A 13,802-nucleotide genomic window follows, 5' to 3' on the forward strand; every position below is an offset into this window, starting at 1 on the left:
CAGATTTCAGCAGACAGATTTCAGATAACAGATTTCGAAACCTGTCACTTGTCAGCTGTCCTTCGTTTGGAGACCCCGTGAAGACCCCCCGCCTCGCCCTCGCCGCCACCGCGCTGCTCGCCTCCACCGCACTGGCCGCCTGCGGCTCGTCCGCCGACGGGGCCAAGGCCTCCGCCGGCGGCAAGGCCGACGTGGTGCTCCGCCTGCCCGACCCCGGAAACAACGGGTTCCTCGCCCGCGGCAAGAAGGACGGCTCGCTGGACAAGGCCCTGGCCGCCGTCCACGCCAAGGTCGCCTGGACCGGCAGCGCGGGCCCGTTCGCCCCGGCCGCACAGGCCCTGTCCGCCGACCAACTGGACGTCGCCCAGGGCTCGATCACCTCGGCCGTCGCCGCGCTCGCCCAGAAGCCCGGATTCAAGCTGTTCGCCCGGACCGCGCCCGACGGCGTCGGCGAAGGGATCCTGGTGAAGAACGACTCGCCCATCAAGTCCGTCCAGGACCTGGTCGGCCGCAAGGTCGCCGTCTCCCAGGGCGGCACCAGCGAGTACCTGCTGCTCAAGGCGCTGGAGAAGAACGGCGTCCCGGCCGACAAGGTCGAACGGGTCTACCTGCGCGCCGACCAGACGGCCGGCGTCTTCAACTCCGGCCAGGTGGACGCCTGGGCGACCTGGAACACCTTCTCCACGCCCACCATCGCCAACGCCGGGGCGCACTTCCTGGCCAACGGCAAGGAGGTCGGCTCCGACAACTACGCCGTCTGGGCCGTCCGCAACGGCTTCGCGGACAAGCACCCCGAGGTGGTCAAGGCCTTCTACACCTACCTGCGCGAGAACGGCCTCAAGGAGAAGGCGGACCCGGCCGCCTACCTCAACGTCTTCACCGACTCCGGCCCGACCGCCGTCACCCCCGCCGAGAAGGACATCGCGGTGAACGTCAGCGGGCAGGGCGCCGCCGCGGAGGCCATCTCCGACGCCGACACCGCCCGCTTCGGCACCGTCGCCCGGTTCTTCGCCGACCAGAAGGTCACCAAGCAACTCGTGGACGTCAAGCCGTACCTGATCGACATCAACAAGCTCGGGGACGGTGCCAAGTGACCACCGCCGCCCCCGAACGCGCCACCGACGACACCCGAGCCGCCCTCGACGCCGGACTCGTCACCCCGCACACCAGGCGGCAGCGACCCCGCCCGCGCGCCCTCGCCGTGATCCTGCGCACCCTGGGCCCGCTCGCCCTGCTCGGCGGCTGGGCGCTCGCCTCCGCCACCGGCGCGCTCACCCAGGACGTCCTCGCCTCACCCGCCCAGGTCGCCGAAGCCGTCGGCGAGTTGTGGGGCAACGGCCAGCTCACCGATGCGCTCGGAGTCTCCCTCACCCGGGCCGGCCTCGGCCTGCTCTTCGGCGCGACCACCGGTCTGGTGCTCGGCGTGGTCACCGGCTTCACCCGGCTCGGCGAGGAACTGCTCGACTCCGCGATCCAGGTGCTGCGCACCGTCCCGTTCCTGGCGCTGGTCCCGCTGTTCATGGTGTGGTTCGGCATCACCGAGACCGCGAAGGTCGCCCTGATCGGCGTCGCCACCAGCTTCCCGATGTACGTGTCCGCCTCCGGCGGCGTCCGCAACACCGACCGCAAGCTGGTCGAGGCGATGCGCAGCTTCGGGCTCGGCCGCTGGGCCATCGTGCGCACCGTCGTCCTGCCCGGCGCGCTGCCCGCCCTGCTGTCCGGTCTGCGACTGTCGATGACGCTCAGCGTGATCGCCCTGATCGCCGCCGAGGAGATCAACTCCACCGAGGGGATCGGATACTTGATGGCCCAGGCGCAGAACTACTCGCGCACCGACATCCTCGCCGTCTGCATCCTGATCTACGGGTTGCTCGGCCTCACCGCCGACGCGGTCGTCCGGGTCCTGGAGCGCCTCCTGATGCCGTGGCGCCAGGCCGTCCAGGGAGCAGCCCGATGAGCACCGCCACCTCCGCCACCTCTGCCACCTCCGCGCCTTCCGCCTCCGTGCCCGCGACCGCCGCTCCGGCCGTCCATCTGCGGGGCCTGCGCCGGGTGTTCGGCACCCGCGCCGTCCTCGACGGCGTCGATCTCTCCATCGCCCGGGGCGAGTTCGTCGCACTGCTGGGCGCCAGCGGCACCGGCAAGACCACCCTGCTGCGCATCCTCGGTGCGCTCGACCGGGCCGACGAGGGCACCGTACTCGTCCCGCCGGTGCGTACGGTGGTCTTCCAGGAGCCCCGACTCGTGCCGTCCAAGCGGGTGTTGGCCAACGTCACGGTCGGCCTGCCGCGCGGCGCCGCGACCCGGGAGACCGGACTCAAGGCGCTCGCCGAGGTCGGCCTGGACAAGCACGCCGACGCCTGGCCGGCCACCCTCTCGGGCGGCGAGGCGCAGCGCGTCGCGCTCGCCCGGGCCCTCGTCCGTGAACCCCAACTGCTGTTGCTCGACGAGCCGTTCGCCGCTCTGGACGCGCTCACCCGACTGCGCATGCAGGACCTGGTCGGCGACCTCGTCCGCCGCCACCGCCCCGCCGTGCTGCTGGTCACCCACGACGTGGAGGAGGCCGTCCGGCTCGCCGACCGCGTCGCCGTCCTGCGCGACGGCCTGCTCGTGCGCGACGAACCGGTCGCCGTCGACCACCCCCGCGACCCCGCCGACCCGGCCTTCGCCGACCTGCGCCGCCGACTGCTGGCCGACCTCGGCGTCCACTGACCCGTCAGCGGGCCCACCGAACCGTCCTCAAGAACGCCACCCCGCACCACCGGAGTTGAACAGATGACCGTGACCCTCGGCGTCCACGCCAGCAACCCCTCGCTCTACTACCTCGCCCGACTGCCCTACCTGGACGAGGAACTGGCCCCGCTCGGCGAGACCGGCGCCTTCCACCACTACGCCGACGGCACCCGCACCGGTGCGCTGCTCGCCGACGGCACCATCGACTTCGGCGGGACGGGCTCGACCCCGCCGGTCACCGCCCAGGCGGCCGGCCACGACCTGGTGTACGCGGCGGTCTCCGCACCCCGGCCCGACCACGGCGCCCTGCTGGTGCTGGACGGCGGCCCGGTCCGGGCGGTGGCGGACCTCAAGGGCGGCACCGTCGTGCTGGGCATCGGATCCTGGCAGACCCACCTGCTCGCCAAGGCCCTGCACGCGCAGGGGCTCTCGTACGCCGAGGACGTCACCCCGGTGCGCCCGGCGGCCGGCGAGGACCAGGCCCAGCGGCTGCGCGACGGCGAGATCGCGGGGTGGATCGCCCAGGGCGCCGAACTGGCCGCCGCCCGCCGGAGCGGGGGTTTCCGGGAGCTGATCCGCACCGGCGACGTCATCACCGACCGCTCGGTGTTCTTCACCCGCCGGGACTTCGCGACCGAGCGCCCCGAGGTGGTCGCCGCGATCGCCGCCGCGCTGCGCCGCGCGGACGCCTGGGTGGCCGCCCACCCGGCCGAGGCGGCCGCGATCGCGGCGGAGCAGCTGGGCGGCTCGGCCGTCGACTGGCAGACGGCGCTGGCCGCACTGCCGTGGCAACTGGAGCCCGCCACCGCCGGGTTCATCGCCGAGCAGCAGGAGGCCGCGGACATCTTCCACGGGGTCGGGTTCATCGACCGGGCGCTGACCGTCGCCGACGCCCATCTGCCCGCGCTGGAGGCCCCGGTGGCCGCCGCGCTCGCCAAGGCGGTCTGAACCATGGCCTCCGAAGTCCTCTGGTACATCATCCCGCGCGAGGGCCACTACCCGTGGGAGCCGGCCGGCCGCCGCCCGGTGGATCTCCGCTACCTGCAGCAACTGGCGGGAAGCGTCGAGCGGTTGGGCTACACCGGCGCCTTGCTCGCGACTGACCTCTACGACGTGTGGACGCTCGGCAGCGCGCTCGCGGCCGCCACCACCCCGGCGTTCAAGCCGCTGCTGGCCGTCCACCCGGGGCTGGTCTCGCCCACCCTGCTGGCGAAGATGGCGCTCAGCTTCGACCGGATGCACGGCGGCCGACTGCGGTTCAACGTGGTCAACGGCTCGACCGCGCAACTGCGCGAGTACGGACTGGACGTCGAGCACGACGACCGCTACCGGCTGAGCGCCGAGTACTGGTCGATCGTCAAGCGCCTGACCGCCGGCGAAGTCTTCGACCACAAGGGCGAGTTCTACGACCTGAAGAACGCGGGCGCGAGCCTGCGGGAGCTGGAGCCGGTCCAGCCCGGCGGCATCCCGCTCTGGTTCGGCGGCAGTTCGGCGGCCGGCATCGAGATGGCGGCCGAGCACGTGGACGTCTACCTGACCTGGGGCGAGCCGCCGCACCTGCTCAAGGAGAAGCTGGACCTGGTCCGGGCGCGGGCCGCCGCCCACGGCCGGACCCTGCGGATCGGGCTGCGGCTGCACCTGATCGTCCGCGACACCGAGGACGAGGCCTGGGCGGCCGCCGACCGCCTGCTCGACGTCACCAGCGAGGCCACGTACGCCCGCCAACTGGGCGGCGCCAAGGGGGAGGACGGGGTCGGCTGGCAGCGGCAGTTCCGCCAGCACGGCGGCAAGGTGCCCGCGCGGGCCCGGGAGCTGGAGGCCTACCCGAACCTCTGGCCGGGAATGAGCCTGTTCCGCCCCGGCCCCGGTACGGCGGTGGTCGGCTCGACGGCCCAGGTGGTCGAGCGGTTGCAGGAGTTCGAGTCGCTGGGCGTCGACACCTTCATCCTCTCCGGCAACCCCCTGCTGGAGGAGGCCCACCGGGTTGCGGAAACGGTGCTGCCCGCCCTGGGCATCCGCCGCTGACGGCTGACGGCTGACGGCTGACGGCTGACGGCTGACGGCTGACGGCTGACGGCTGACGGCTGACGGCTAACAGATAACAACTGACAGCTGACAGATGATGAAATCTGTCAGCTGTCAGTTGTTCGCCCGTTCCGCCGGCAAGCCCCGCCCGCCCCCTCCCCGCTCAGAGGCTGAGTCGGTCGATCTCCGCCAGCTCCTCCGCGGTCAGCGGACCGCCCGCGAGCGCGTCGATGTTCTGGTCCAGCTGGGCGACGCTGCTCGCCCCGATGATCACCGAGACCACCCGCGGGTCCCGCAGGACCCAGCACAGCGCGAGCTGCGCCAGCGTCTGCCCGCGCCGCTCGGCGACCTTGTTGAGTGCCCGCAGCTGCTCCAGCTTCGGCCCGCTGAGCGCCTCCTCGGTCAGGAACCGCCCGACCGACATCCGCGAACCGGCCGGTACCTCGCCCGACAGGTAGCGGTCCGTCAGGAGGCCCTGGGCGAGCGGAGAGTAGGCGATGAGGCTGGTGCGGGTCTCGCCCACCGCGTCCAGCACGCCCTCCTCCACGTACCGGTTGAGGATCGAGTACGCCGACTGGTTCAGCAGCACCGGCGTGCCCAGCTCGCGCAGGATCGCCACCGCCTCCCGGTGCTGCTCCGCCGGGTAGTTGGAGATCGCCGCGTACAGGGCCTTGCCCGAGCGCACCGCGCTGTCCAGCGCGCCCATCGTCTCCTCGAGCGGGGTGTCCGGGTCGTAGCGGTGGGAGTAGAAGACGTCGACGTAGTCCAGTCCCATCCGGCCCAGCGACTGGTCCAGGCTGGCCAGCAGGTACTTGCGGCTGCCGCCGTTGCCGTACGGGCCGGGCCACATGTCCCAGCCGGCCTTGCTGGCGATGAACAGCTCGTCGCGGTACGGGCGGAAGTCCTGGGCGAACAGGTAGCCGAAGTTGCGCTCGGCGCTGCCGTACGGCGGGCCGTAGTTGTTCGCGAGGTCGAAGTGGGTGATCCCCCGATCGAAGGCGCGGCGCAGCACCGCCCGCTGGACCTCCAGCGGCTGGGCGTCACCGAAGTTGTGCCAGAGGCCGAGGGAGACGGCCGGCAGCTGAACGCCGCTGCGGCCGGCCTTGCGGTAGGTCATCGAGGCATAGCGGTCATCCGCGGCGAGGTAGCTCATGCCGGACATCTTGCCAGTCGCCGCGGGTGGATCAAGCCCTTGCCCCGTTTCTGACCGGTGCTTATGCTCGCGGAGGATCGTACGCGTGCGAGGCGAAGGGGGAGTCGTGATGACCGTCCAGGCTGTGACCGCACCCGCGACCCCAACCGCGACCGCGCCCGCGGCGGCACCCGTGACTGCGCCCGCGGCCGCCGCGGCCCGCTGTTGTCGCGGCCGCCGCTGCACCTCGCGCTGACGCCGCCCCAGAGCCGCTCCGCCGCGATCCCCTCCCGGTGCCGCCCGCGTGAGCGCAGCCCGTACCGGGGCGTTCCGCGCGGGCCGCCGCCGCCCCTCCTCGGCAGCCGTGCCCGCGCCTCGGGTCAGGGCGTCGCGCCGAGGCCCCATCGAGCGCCCCCAAGGAGACCGCCGTGCGGTTCACCGTCTCGTCCCTCGTCGCCAACGGACCCGATCCCGTGACCGGCGTCCAGCGCACCCCGCAGGAGAAGCTGTGGAACGTCATCGACCAGGCGGTCGTGGCCGAGCAACTCGGTTACGACGGCTACGGCGTGGGGGAGCGGCACGGTGAACCGTTCCTCTCTCCGGCGCCGCCGGTGCTGCTGAGCGCGATAGCGGCCCGCACCTCCACCATCCGGCTGTTCACCACGGTGACGGTGCTGAGCATCCTGGATCCGGTCCGGGTCGCCGAGGACTACGCCCTGCTCGACCAGCTCTCCGGAGGCAGGGTCGAGTTGATCATCGGCAAGGGCAACGACCCGCGGCACTTCGACCTGTTCGGCCTGCCCGAGGAGCGCCAGTGGGACGCGCTCGCCGAGAACTACGGCCTGTTGCGCCGGCTCTGGCGCGAGGAGAGGGTGACCTGGGAGGGCTCGACCCGCCCGCCGCTCAAGGACGTGGCCGTCGCGCCGCGCCCGTTGCAGGACCCGATCCCGGTGTGGCACGGCAGCGCGACCAGCACCCAGTCCACCGACCTGGCCGCCCGCTACGGTGATCCGCTCTTCTCCGCCAACTCCTTCCACCCGCTGGCCAAGTACCGCTCCCTGGTCGAGCACTACCGCGAGCGCTGGGCGCACTACGGGCGCGATCCGAGGGAGGCCAGGGTGGGCGCGAGCTTCGGCGGGCTGTACGTCGCCAAGCGCTCGCAGGACGCGGTCGAGGGCTTCCGTCCGTACTGGGACGCGATGTTCGCTTCGGCGGCCGGTCGGCACAACAAGTCGCCGTTCGCCTCGCTGGAGGACGCGCTGGAGCACGGTTCGGCCCTGGTCGGAAGCCCGCAGCAGGTGATCGAGAAGATCCACCGCTATCACGAGGCCTTCGGCAACGAGGTGGTCGGGATCGGAGTCGACGCTCTGACGGAAGGGGCGCAGCGGGAGCAGTTGGAGCTGTTCGCGGCGGAGGTGGCCCCGGTGGTCAGGCGCGAGCTTCCGTGAGCGCCCGCCCGACGTGACGCGCGCCACCGGCCGCGGTGGAGTGCCGCCGGTCGGGGCGGGGGAGACGAGCGGGCGAGGGGCCGTGGCCGCCGGGGGGCGGCGCACGGCCCTCGGTCGTCCCCGGCGCGGACCCGTCCGCCCGCCTCGTCCCCGCCTTGCCCCCGCCTCGTCCCCGGCGCGGCCCGCTTCGGCCCGCCCCGCGTCCGCGTCGAGCCGGGCAATCCCTGGCCTTCTGTACCTACTGGTATGTACAGTGGTTCGCATGACCACCCAGGACCGCCTCATCGAGAGCACCCAGGCACTCCTCTGGGAGCGCGGTTACGTCGGCACCAGCCCCAAGGCCATCCAGCAGCACGCCGGTGTCGGCCAGGGCAGCATGTACCACCACTTCGCCGGCAAGCCCGACCTCGCCGCCGCCGCCCTGCGCCGCAGTGCCGAGCAGCTGCGGGGAGTCGCCGCCGCCGACCTGTCCGCCCCCGGCAGCGCGTACGACCGCATCGCCGCCTACCTGCGCCGCGACCGCGACGTACTGCGCGGCTGCCGGATCGGCCGGATGGCCCAGGACCCTGACGTCATCGCCGACCCCGAACTGCGCGCCCCCGTCGAGGAGACCTTCGACTGGCTGCGCGCCCGGATCGCCGAGTTGGTGGCCGAGGGCCAGGAGGCGGGCGAGCTCGCCCCCGGTGTCGACCCGGCCGACACCGCCGCCGCCGTGGTCGCCGTCGTCCAGGGCGGCTACGTCCTGGCGCGCGCGGCCGGCCGGGCCGAGCCCTTCGAGCAGGCCGTACGCGGCGCCCTCGGCCTGCTCGCCGCCCAGCGCACCGCCTGACCTGCGCCGCGCACGGCTGGGCGGCCGCGTGGCCGACCGGCCGCGTGACCGCGCGACCGACCCGGCAACCGAGCGCGTGACCGACTGGCCGAGCGATGCCCGCTCGACGATCCGACCGAGGAGACCCGCCGTGCACGCCATGCAGTACGAGATCACCCTCCCCGCCGACTACGACCTGGGGATCATCCGCAAGCGCGTCGCGGACAAGGGCCATCTGCTCGACGCGCACCCGGGCCTCGGGCTCAAGGCGTACCTGGTCCGCGAGCGGGGCCGCGACGGGTCGCCCGTCAACCAGTACGCGCCGTTCTACCTCTGGCGCACCGTCGAGGGCATGAACAGCTTCCTCTGGGGGCCGGGCTTCCGCGGCCTGAGCGCCGACTTCGGCCGTCCGGCCGTCCGTCACTGGCTCGGCGCTGGTCTGGCCCATGGCGCCGTGCCGGACGCTCCGGCGACCTCGACCGTGACCACGGCTACCCGCCACACCGTCAGGCTCTCCGAGTCCGACGATCCCGCCGAGGCGGTCGAGCGGGCCCTCGCCGAGTTGCCCGCGCATCCCGCGCTGCACACCGCCGCCGTCGCGGTGGACCCGAGCCGCTGGGAGCTGGTCCGCTTCGCCCTCTGGCGCGGCCCGGCCCCGGACGACGTGCCGGGCATCCGCTACCAGGTGCTGCACCTGTCCCGTCCCGAACTCGACCGGCTGCCCGGCGGCCGGCACTGGTGAAAGGTTTCGCCACTCCCATGACCAGCCCCACGACCGGTCCCACGACCGCCCCCGCCGCCCCGGCCCCCGCCCCGATGACACCGGCCGACCTGACCCCCGCGCCGCTCGACCGCGAAGCCGGCTACGCCCTGCTCGCCGACCTCGCCGGCCCGGTCGCCGCCGCGACCCTCGGCGGCCTGGACGGTCTCGCACCCGGCTTCCCCGACTGGATCGTCACCAGTCTCTTCGGCGGCACCTACCAGCGCCCCGGTCTCGCCCTGCGCGACCGGCAGGTGGCCAACCTGGCCGCGCTCACCGCCCTCGGCGGCGTGGAGCCGCAGCTCGCCGACCACGTCCGCAACAGTCTGCGGATCGGCCTGACCAGGGAGGAGATCACCGAGGTCATCGTCCACCTCGCCCCCTACGTCGGCGTCCCCAAGGCCCTGGCCGGCCTGCGGGTCGCCACCGCCACCTTCGCCGAGGCGTCCCCGACTGAGGCGTCCCCGACCGAGACGTCCCCGACCCCGGCAGACCTGGTCCCGGCAGACCTGGTCCCCGCATCCCCGACCGAGGCGGACCGGGCATGACCCCCACGATCCGTACCGTCCTCGGCGACCTCGACCCCGCGGAACTCGGTGCCACCGACTCCCACGACCATCTCTTCATCCGCAGCCCCCTGCTCCCCGGCGAGGAACTGGACGACCCGGCCGCCGCCGAGGGCGTCCTGCGCGCCTTCGCGGCGGCCGGCGGACGGTCGTTCGTCCAGTGGACCCCGTACGGCATGGGCCGCGGAGCGGACTCCCTCGCGAAGCTCTCCCGTGCGACCGGAGTCCACGTCGTCGCCGCCACCGGCCTGCACCAGGAGGCCCACTACGACCCGGACACCCTCCCCGCCCTGTACGACGGGCTGGCCGAACGCTTCATCGCGGAACTCACCACCGGGCTGACGGCCGAACCGGCCACCGAGCTGCCTGGACCGCCCGTAGCAGCCGAGGCCCCCGCAGCAGTCGAAGCCCCCGAAGCACCCGCGCCGCCCGAGGCCGTCCGGGCGGGCCTGATCAAGATCGCCTGCGACCCCGGGACCACCACGGCGCACACCCGCCGGGTAATGGCCGCGGCCGCCGACGCGCACCACGCCACCGGTGCCCCGATCGCCGTTCACCTCGAACCCCGAGCCGACCCGCACCTCGTCCTGAACCGGCTGCACGTTCGACACGGCGTCCCGCCCCACCGGATCGTCCTCGGCCACCTCACCCGGCTGCCGGATGTGCGGGTGCACCGCGAACTCGCCGCGGAAGGCGTCTACTTCGCGCTGGACAGTCCCTCCCGGGCCGGCCACCCGGCCGACCACCAGGCCTTCGACGTCATCGCGGACCTCGTCGAGGCCGGCCACGCCTCCCGACTCCTCCTCGGCGCCGACACCACCACCCGCACCGCCCGTCGGGCCGACGGCCCGACCACACTGCTCAACGACCTCGTCCCACGGCTCGCCCGCACCTTCGGCCCCGAACTGCCCGGCCTCCTCCTCACCGCCAACCCGGCCGCCGCCTTCGCCACCGACTGGCGCACGCCCTGAACCGTCCCCGCTCGGCCCGCCCCGGTCTCGACCCGCCGCAGGCCGACCCCGGGTCTTCGGTGAAGGCCCGCCGCCCACGCCCTACCGTGACGGCCATGGTGACCCTGCGCATCCTCACGACCGACGACTGGCCGCTCTGGCGCGACCTGCGCCTCGCCGCCCTCTCCGACTCGCCGCACGCCTTCAAGGCCCGCCTGGAGGACTGGCACCACGGCGGGGAGGAACGGTGGCGCGCCCGGTTGCACCTTCCGGGCGCCCACCACGTCGCGGCGCTGCTGGACGGTCCGGATGGTCCGGACGGTCCGGACGCCACTCCCGTCGGTCTGGCGGACGGTCTCCCCGGAGCCGACGGCGTACGGGAGTTGCGCTCGGTGTGGGTCGGACCGGAGGCACGCGGCAGGGGCGTCGCCGACCTCCTGCTGGAGGAGGTCGAGCGCTGGGCCCGCGCATCCGGTGGCACCACGCTGCGCCTCGCGGTGCTCCCCGGCAACGAACCGGCGATCGCGCTCTACCGCCGACACGGCTTCACCGCGCTCGCCGAGCCCGGCGGGCTGCTCGCGGACGGGGTCACCCGGGAGCTCGTGATGGCGAAGCCACTGCGCTGACGGTTGCAGCTGACGGCCGGACGGGCCGGTCACCCGCCGATCCACCCCGCCACCCGCTCGACGGCCGCGAACGCACCGAAGGCGAGCAGCCGCGTCAGCTCCCCGTCGTCGGCCCCGGGCCGAACGGCGCGCCAGGCGGCCACGTCGGCCTCCGCGAGCCGGTACGGCGCGAGGGCGGTGAGCAGGGCGAGCCGGGCGGCCGGACGCTCGGGTGCGGCGAGCCCGGCCAGGTACGGGCCGACGGGATCGCCGCCGAGCGGCGGGTGGGTGCCGTCCCAGGTGGCCAGCGCGTCCAGGACGGCGGCGCGGGCGAGGTCCGTCAGCAGGCCGCCGCCCTCCGACGCGGCCGCGCGCAGGGCGAGGTAGGCGGGGCCGATCACGCCGTCCCCGGCCCAGGCGGGCGTGGCGCCACCAGGGGAGGGGGCGGGGGAGCCGCCGAGGACGGTGAGGCCGGCGCCGGGTACCACCGTGAGACGGGCCGCCTTCGCCACCGCCAGCGCGGCGGTCCGCCGCTCGTCGACGGAGTGGCGCAGGGCTTCCGGCAGCAGCGCCTGCTCATCCAGGAGAGCGGTGACCATGCGGTTGATGAAGTGGGTGACCAGCACCGTCCCGACGAACTCGGGAGCGAGGGAGGCCGGGAAGGGCGGGCGGGCCAGGGCCTGATCCCCCGGTGTACGGGTGGCCGCCGCCCAGGCGAGCAGGGCCGCCTGCCCGGCGTCCTCGGGGGCGCGGCCGGACCTGGCGGCCTCGGCGAGGCGGTGGTCGCCGGCGCCGTGGGCGAGCAGGGAGTGCGCCTCGGTGCAGAACGGGCAGCGGTTGGCGAGCGAGACGGCGCCGGCCACGGCCTCCTTGTCGGTGCGCGCCGCGGCCCCGGCCAGTTCGGCCTCGCGCAGCAGCGCCCAGGTGGCGGCGAGCACCGCGGGGGCGGGCGAGAGGCTCATCAGCGGGCCGTCGGCGAGCAGGAAGTCCTGCTCCATCTGGGCGTACACGGCGGCCACCTGGCCGGTGGCGGCCTCGGGTCGGACGGGCGCGGTGTGGCGGTAGGGCGCGGGCATGCGGGTCCCCTCCTGATGTCCCGGACTTCTGTCCCAGCTATCGCAACCCGCAGTTGCGATACGGTGAGCGTGACACGCCGCTCGCCCTAACGCAACCAGGAGTTGCAATGCGCCTCGCCGAACCTGCCGAACCTGCCGAAGCCGTCGAGCCCGTCGAGCCCGTCGAGCCCGTGGAACCCGTGGAACCCGCCGAGGCTGCCGAGCGAGCCGAGCCCGCCCGGCCTGCTGCCGCCCGGCCCACGCTCGGGCGCGGCGAGAAGGTCCGGACGGCGGTGCTCGCCGCCGCCCTCGCGGAACTGGCCGAGACCGGCTACACCGCGCTCACCGTCGACGGGGTCGCGCAGCGGGCGGGCGTCCACAAGACCACCGTCTACCGGCGCTGGAAGGACCGCGACACCCTGCTCGTCGACGCCCTGGCCGGCCAGATCGCCACCGACATCCCCATCCCGGACACCGGCTCCGTCGACGACGACCTGCGCGCCCTCGCCCGCGGCCTCGCGGCCTGGCTGACCGGCCCGTCCGGCAGCGCCGTGCTCGCCGTCCTGCTGTCGGACGCGGTCCGGGTCCCGGCGATGGCCGAGGTGCGGGCGCGGATCTTCGACGACCGGCTGCGGCGGGCCGAACCGGTGGTCCGCCGAGCCGTCGAACGCGGGCAGCTGCCACCCGGCACCGATCCGGCGGAGGTCATCAAGAACCTCGCCGCGCCGCTGTACTTCCGGGTCCTGATCACGGCCGAGCGGGTGGACGGCGACACCGCCGACCGCGCCGCCGCCGCCGTTCTCGCCGCGGCCCGCAACGGCGGCCTCGGCTGACCCGAACCAGGGGAGTGGTCGGGGCCCCGCCGTCGTGCGGTCGTCCGGCGGCTCACATGTGGGTGCCGCCGTCGATGCGGAGCTCGGTGCCGGTGACGAACGCGCCGTCGTCGGAGGCCAGCATCGCGATCACCCCGGCCACCGTCTCCGGACCCGCGAAGCCCTGGCCGAGGGCGGGGGCGAGCTTGGCGAGCAGGCTGAAGTCGGCGTCGGAGGGCAGTCCCGGGTTGTGGGTCATGCCGCTGTCGATGCTGCCCGGCGCGACGCAGACCGCACGCAGGCCCTGCTTCGCGTACTCGGAGGCGATGGCGTGGGTGAAGGACTGGATGCCGCCCTTGGTCGCGGCGTACGCGGCCATGTAGGGGTGGGCGAAGCTCGCCGAGGTGGAGCTGAAGTTGACCACCACGCCCCTGCCGCCCGCGAGCAGTGCGGGGAGCGCCTCGCGGGTCATCAGGAAGGTGCCGGTCAGGTTGACCGCGAGGAGCTTGTTCCAGAACTCAAGGCTGGTCTCGTGGGTGTGCGACGAGCGGAGGATGCCGGCTGCATTGACCAGGGCGTCCAGCCCGCCGAGATCCTTGATCGCCGCCGCGACGCCGGTGACGACGGCCGCCTCGTCCGAGATGTCCAGGACCTGGACGGCCAGACGGTCCGCGGTGCCGTCGGCGGTCGCGCGGTCCAGGGTCGCCTTCAGGCCGTCCTCGTCGACGTCGACGGCGACGACCTTCCCTCCCTCGGCGAGGATGCGGTGCACGGTCGCCTGGCCGATGCCAGAGCCGCCGCCGGTGATCAGGACGTTCCGTCCGCTGAAGCGCTCCATGGTGGTACTCCGTTCGTTCGCGGCCTTTCGGCCTCAAGAGGCACGGTACGCCTTCATGGCATAACGTGCC

General features: G+C 73.6%; 15 protein-coding genes. 12 read left to right on the top strand and 3 right to left on the bottom strand.

The window, feature by feature from the left end; translation table 11 throughout:
• The first annotated feature begins 77 nt into the window (after nucleotides 1-77).
• The 5 genes from OG556_RS27575 to OG556_RS27595 all read left to right on the top strand — a co-directional run bounded on the left by OG556_RS27575 (nucleotide 78) and on the right by OG556_RS27595 (nucleotide 4,758).
• Nucleotides 78-1,094 (top strand): NrtA/SsuA/CpmA family ABC transporter substrate-binding protein, encoded by a 1,017-nt coding sequence (locus tag OG556_RS27575; protein WP_371520648.1) that lies wholly within the window; start codon nucleotides 78-80, stop codon nucleotides 1,092-1,094.
• Complete coding sequence (locus OG556_RS27580) at nucleotides 1,091-1,957, top strand: ABC transporter permease (RefSeq protein ID WP_371520651.1); 867 nt, start codon at nucleotides 1,091-1,093, stop codon at nucleotides 1,955-1,957. Before OG556_RS27575 ends, OG556_RS27580 begins: the two co-directional genes overlap by 4 nt.
• On the top strand, nucleotides 1,954-2,712 hold the full coding sequence (locus OG556_RS27585) for an ABC transporter ATP-binding protein (RefSeq protein WP_371520654.1): 759 nt from the start codon (nucleotides 1,954-1,956) through the stop codon (nucleotides 2,710-2,712). The genes OG556_RS27580 and OG556_RS27585 overlap by 4 nt, the downstream gene beginning before the upstream one ends.
• A 63-nt stretch (nucleotides 2,713-2,775) precedes the next feature.
• On the top strand, nucleotides 2,776-3,681 hold the full coding sequence (locus OG556_RS27590; protein ID WP_371520656.1) for an ABC transporter substrate-binding protein: 906 nt from the start codon (nucleotides 2,776-2,778) through the stop codon (nucleotides 3,679-3,681).
• A 3-nt stretch (nucleotides 3,682-3,684) separates the two neighbouring features.
• On the top strand, nucleotides 3,685-4,758 hold the full coding sequence (locus tag OG556_RS27595; RefSeq protein ID WP_371520658.1) for an LLM class flavin-dependent oxidoreductase: 1,074 nt from the start codon (nucleotides 3,685-3,687) through the stop codon (nucleotides 4,756-4,758).
• A 163-nt stretch (nucleotides 4,759-4,921) separates the two neighbouring features.
• Here the strand turns inward: OG556_RS27595 and OG556_RS27600 are convergent, their stop codons facing one another.
• The gene (locus OG556_RS27600; RefSeq protein ID WP_363579290.1) at nucleotides 4,922-5,911 is read right to left on the bottom strand and encodes an aldo/keto reductase; all 990 of its coding nucleotides are present in this window, start codon (nucleotides 5,909-5,911) and stop codon (nucleotides 4,922-4,924) included.
• Nucleotides 5,912-6,318: 407 nt separating this feature from the next.
• Here OG556_RS27600 and OG556_RS27605 point away from each other — a divergent pair, with 407 nt between their 5' ends.
• The 6 genes from OG556_RS27605 (at nucleotide 6,319) to OG556_RS27630 (ending at nucleotide 11,048) form a co-directional block, all read left to right on the top strand.
• Nucleotides 6,319-7,338 (top strand): LLM class flavin-dependent oxidoreductase, encoded by a 1,020-nt coding sequence (locus OG556_RS27605; protein ID WP_371520661.1) that lies wholly within the window; start codon nucleotides 6,319-6,321, stop codon nucleotides 7,336-7,338.
• Nucleotides 7,339-7,600: 262 nt separating this feature from the next.
• Complete coding sequence (locus OG556_RS27610; protein ID WP_371520665.1) at nucleotides 7,601-8,167, top strand: TetR/AcrR family transcriptional regulator; 567 nt, start codon at nucleotides 7,601-7,603, stop codon at nucleotides 8,165-8,167.
• Nucleotides 8,168-8,297: 130 nt separating this feature from the next.
• A complete protein-coding gene (locus tag OG556_RS27615) occupies nucleotides 8,298-8,888 on the top strand; it encodes a DUF4865 family protein (protein ID WP_371520668.1) in 591 nt (196 codons plus the stop codon).
• Nucleotides 8,889-8,905: 17 nt separating this feature from the next.
• The gene (locus OG556_RS27620; RefSeq protein ID WP_371520672.1) at nucleotides 8,906-9,454 is read left to right on the top strand and encodes a carboxymuconolactone decarboxylase family protein; all 549 of its coding nucleotides are present in this window, start codon (nucleotides 8,906-8,908) and stop codon (nucleotides 9,452-9,454) included.
• Nucleotides 9,451-10,443, top strand: coding sequence for a phosphotriesterase (locus OG556_RS27625; RefSeq protein WP_371520675.1), 993 nt, complete (start codon nucleotides 9,451-9,453; stop codon nucleotides 10,441-10,443). Before OG556_RS27620 ends, OG556_RS27625 begins: the two co-directional genes overlap by 4 nt.
• Before the next feature lie 95 nt (nucleotides 10,444-10,538).
• Nucleotides 10,539-11,048 (top strand): GNAT family N-acetyltransferase, encoded by a 510-nt coding sequence (locus OG556_RS27630; protein WP_371520678.1) that lies wholly within the window; start codon nucleotides 10,539-10,541, stop codon nucleotides 11,046-11,048.
• A gap of 29 nt (nucleotides 11,049-11,077) precedes the next feature.
• Here OG556_RS27630 and OG556_RS27635 read toward each other — a convergent pair whose 3' ends face one another.
• Entirely contained in the window at nucleotides 11,078-12,103 is a 1,026-nt protein-coding gene (locus OG556_RS27635; RefSeq protein WP_371520681.1) for a DNA-binding protein, read from the bottom strand.
• A 107-nt stretch (nucleotides 12,104-12,210) separates the two neighbouring features.
• Here OG556_RS27635 and OG556_RS27640 point away from each other — a divergent pair, with 107 nt between their 5' ends.
• Nucleotides 12,211-12,915 carry a TetR/AcrR family transcriptional regulator C-terminal ligand-binding domain-containing protein gene (locus OG556_RS27640; RefSeq protein WP_371520684.1) on the top strand — a complete coding sequence of 235 codons (705 nt, stop codon included), beginning with the start codon at nucleotides 12,211-12,213 and terminating at the stop codon, nucleotides 12,913-12,915.
• A gap of 52 nt (nucleotides 12,916-12,967) precedes the next feature.
• Here OG556_RS27640 and OG556_RS27645 read toward each other — a convergent pair whose 3' ends face one another.
• Nucleotides 12,968-13,732 (bottom strand): SDR family NAD(P)-dependent oxidoreductase, encoded by a 765-nt coding sequence (locus tag OG556_RS27645; RefSeq protein WP_371520687.1) that lies wholly within the window; start codon nucleotides 13,730-13,732, stop codon nucleotides 12,968-12,970.
• Between the last annotated feature and the right edge of the window lie 70 nt (nucleotides 13,733-13,802).

Origin of the sequence: Kitasatospora sp. NBC_01300 (assembly GCF_041435235.1) — a bacterium.
Lineage (GTDB): Bacteria > Actinomycetota > Actinomycetes > Streptomycetales > Streptomycetaceae > Kitasatospora.

What these genes read in the sequence shown, in the direction of transcription:
- OG556_RS27620 (WP_371520672.1), top strand. Translation starts at nt 8,906, where the DNA reads ATGACCAGCCCCACGACCGGTCCCACGACCGCCCCCGCCGCCCCGGCC.
- OG556_RS27630 (WP_371520678.1), top strand. Translation starts at nt 10,539, where the DNA reads ATGGTGACCCTGCGCATCCTCACGACCGACGACTGGCCGCTCTGGCGC.
- OG556_RS27610 (WP_371520665.1), top strand. Translation starts at nt 7,601, where the DNA reads ATGACCACCCAGGACCGCCTCATCGAGAGCACCCAGGCACTCCTCTGG.
- OG556_RS27600 (WP_363579290.1), bottom strand. Translation starts at nt 5,911, where the DNA reads ATGAGCTACCTCGCCGCGGATGACCGCTATGCCTCGATGACCTACCGC.
- OG556_RS27625 (WP_371520675.1), top strand. Translation starts at nt 9,451, where the DNA reads ATGACCCCCACGATCCGTACCGTCCTCGGCGACCTCGACCCCGCGGAA.
- OG556_RS27635 (WP_371520681.1), bottom strand. Translation starts at nt 12,103, where the DNA reads ATGCCCGCGCCCTACCGCCACACCGCGCCCGTCCGACCCGAGGCCGCC.
- OG556_RS27590 (WP_371520656.1), top strand. Translation starts at nt 2,776, where the DNA reads ATGACCGTGACCCTCGGCGTCCACGCCAGCAACCCCTCGCTCTACTAC.
- OG556_RS27595 (WP_371520658.1), top strand. Translation starts at nt 3,685, where the DNA reads ATGGCCTCCGAAGTCCTCTGGTACATCATCCCGCGCGAGGGCCACTAC.
- OG556_RS27585 (WP_371520654.1), top strand. Translation starts at nt 1,954, where the DNA reads ATGAGCACCGCCACCTCCGCCACCTCTGCCACCTCCGCGCCTTCCGCC.
- OG556_RS27640 (WP_371520684.1), top strand. Translation starts at nt 12,211, where the DNA reads ATGCGCCTCGCCGAACCTGCCGAACCTGCCGAAGCCGTCGAGCCCGTC.
- OG556_RS27645 (WP_371520687.1), bottom strand. Translation starts at nt 13,732, where the DNA reads ATGGAGCGCTTCAGCGGACGGAACGTCCTGATCACCGGCGGCGGCTCT.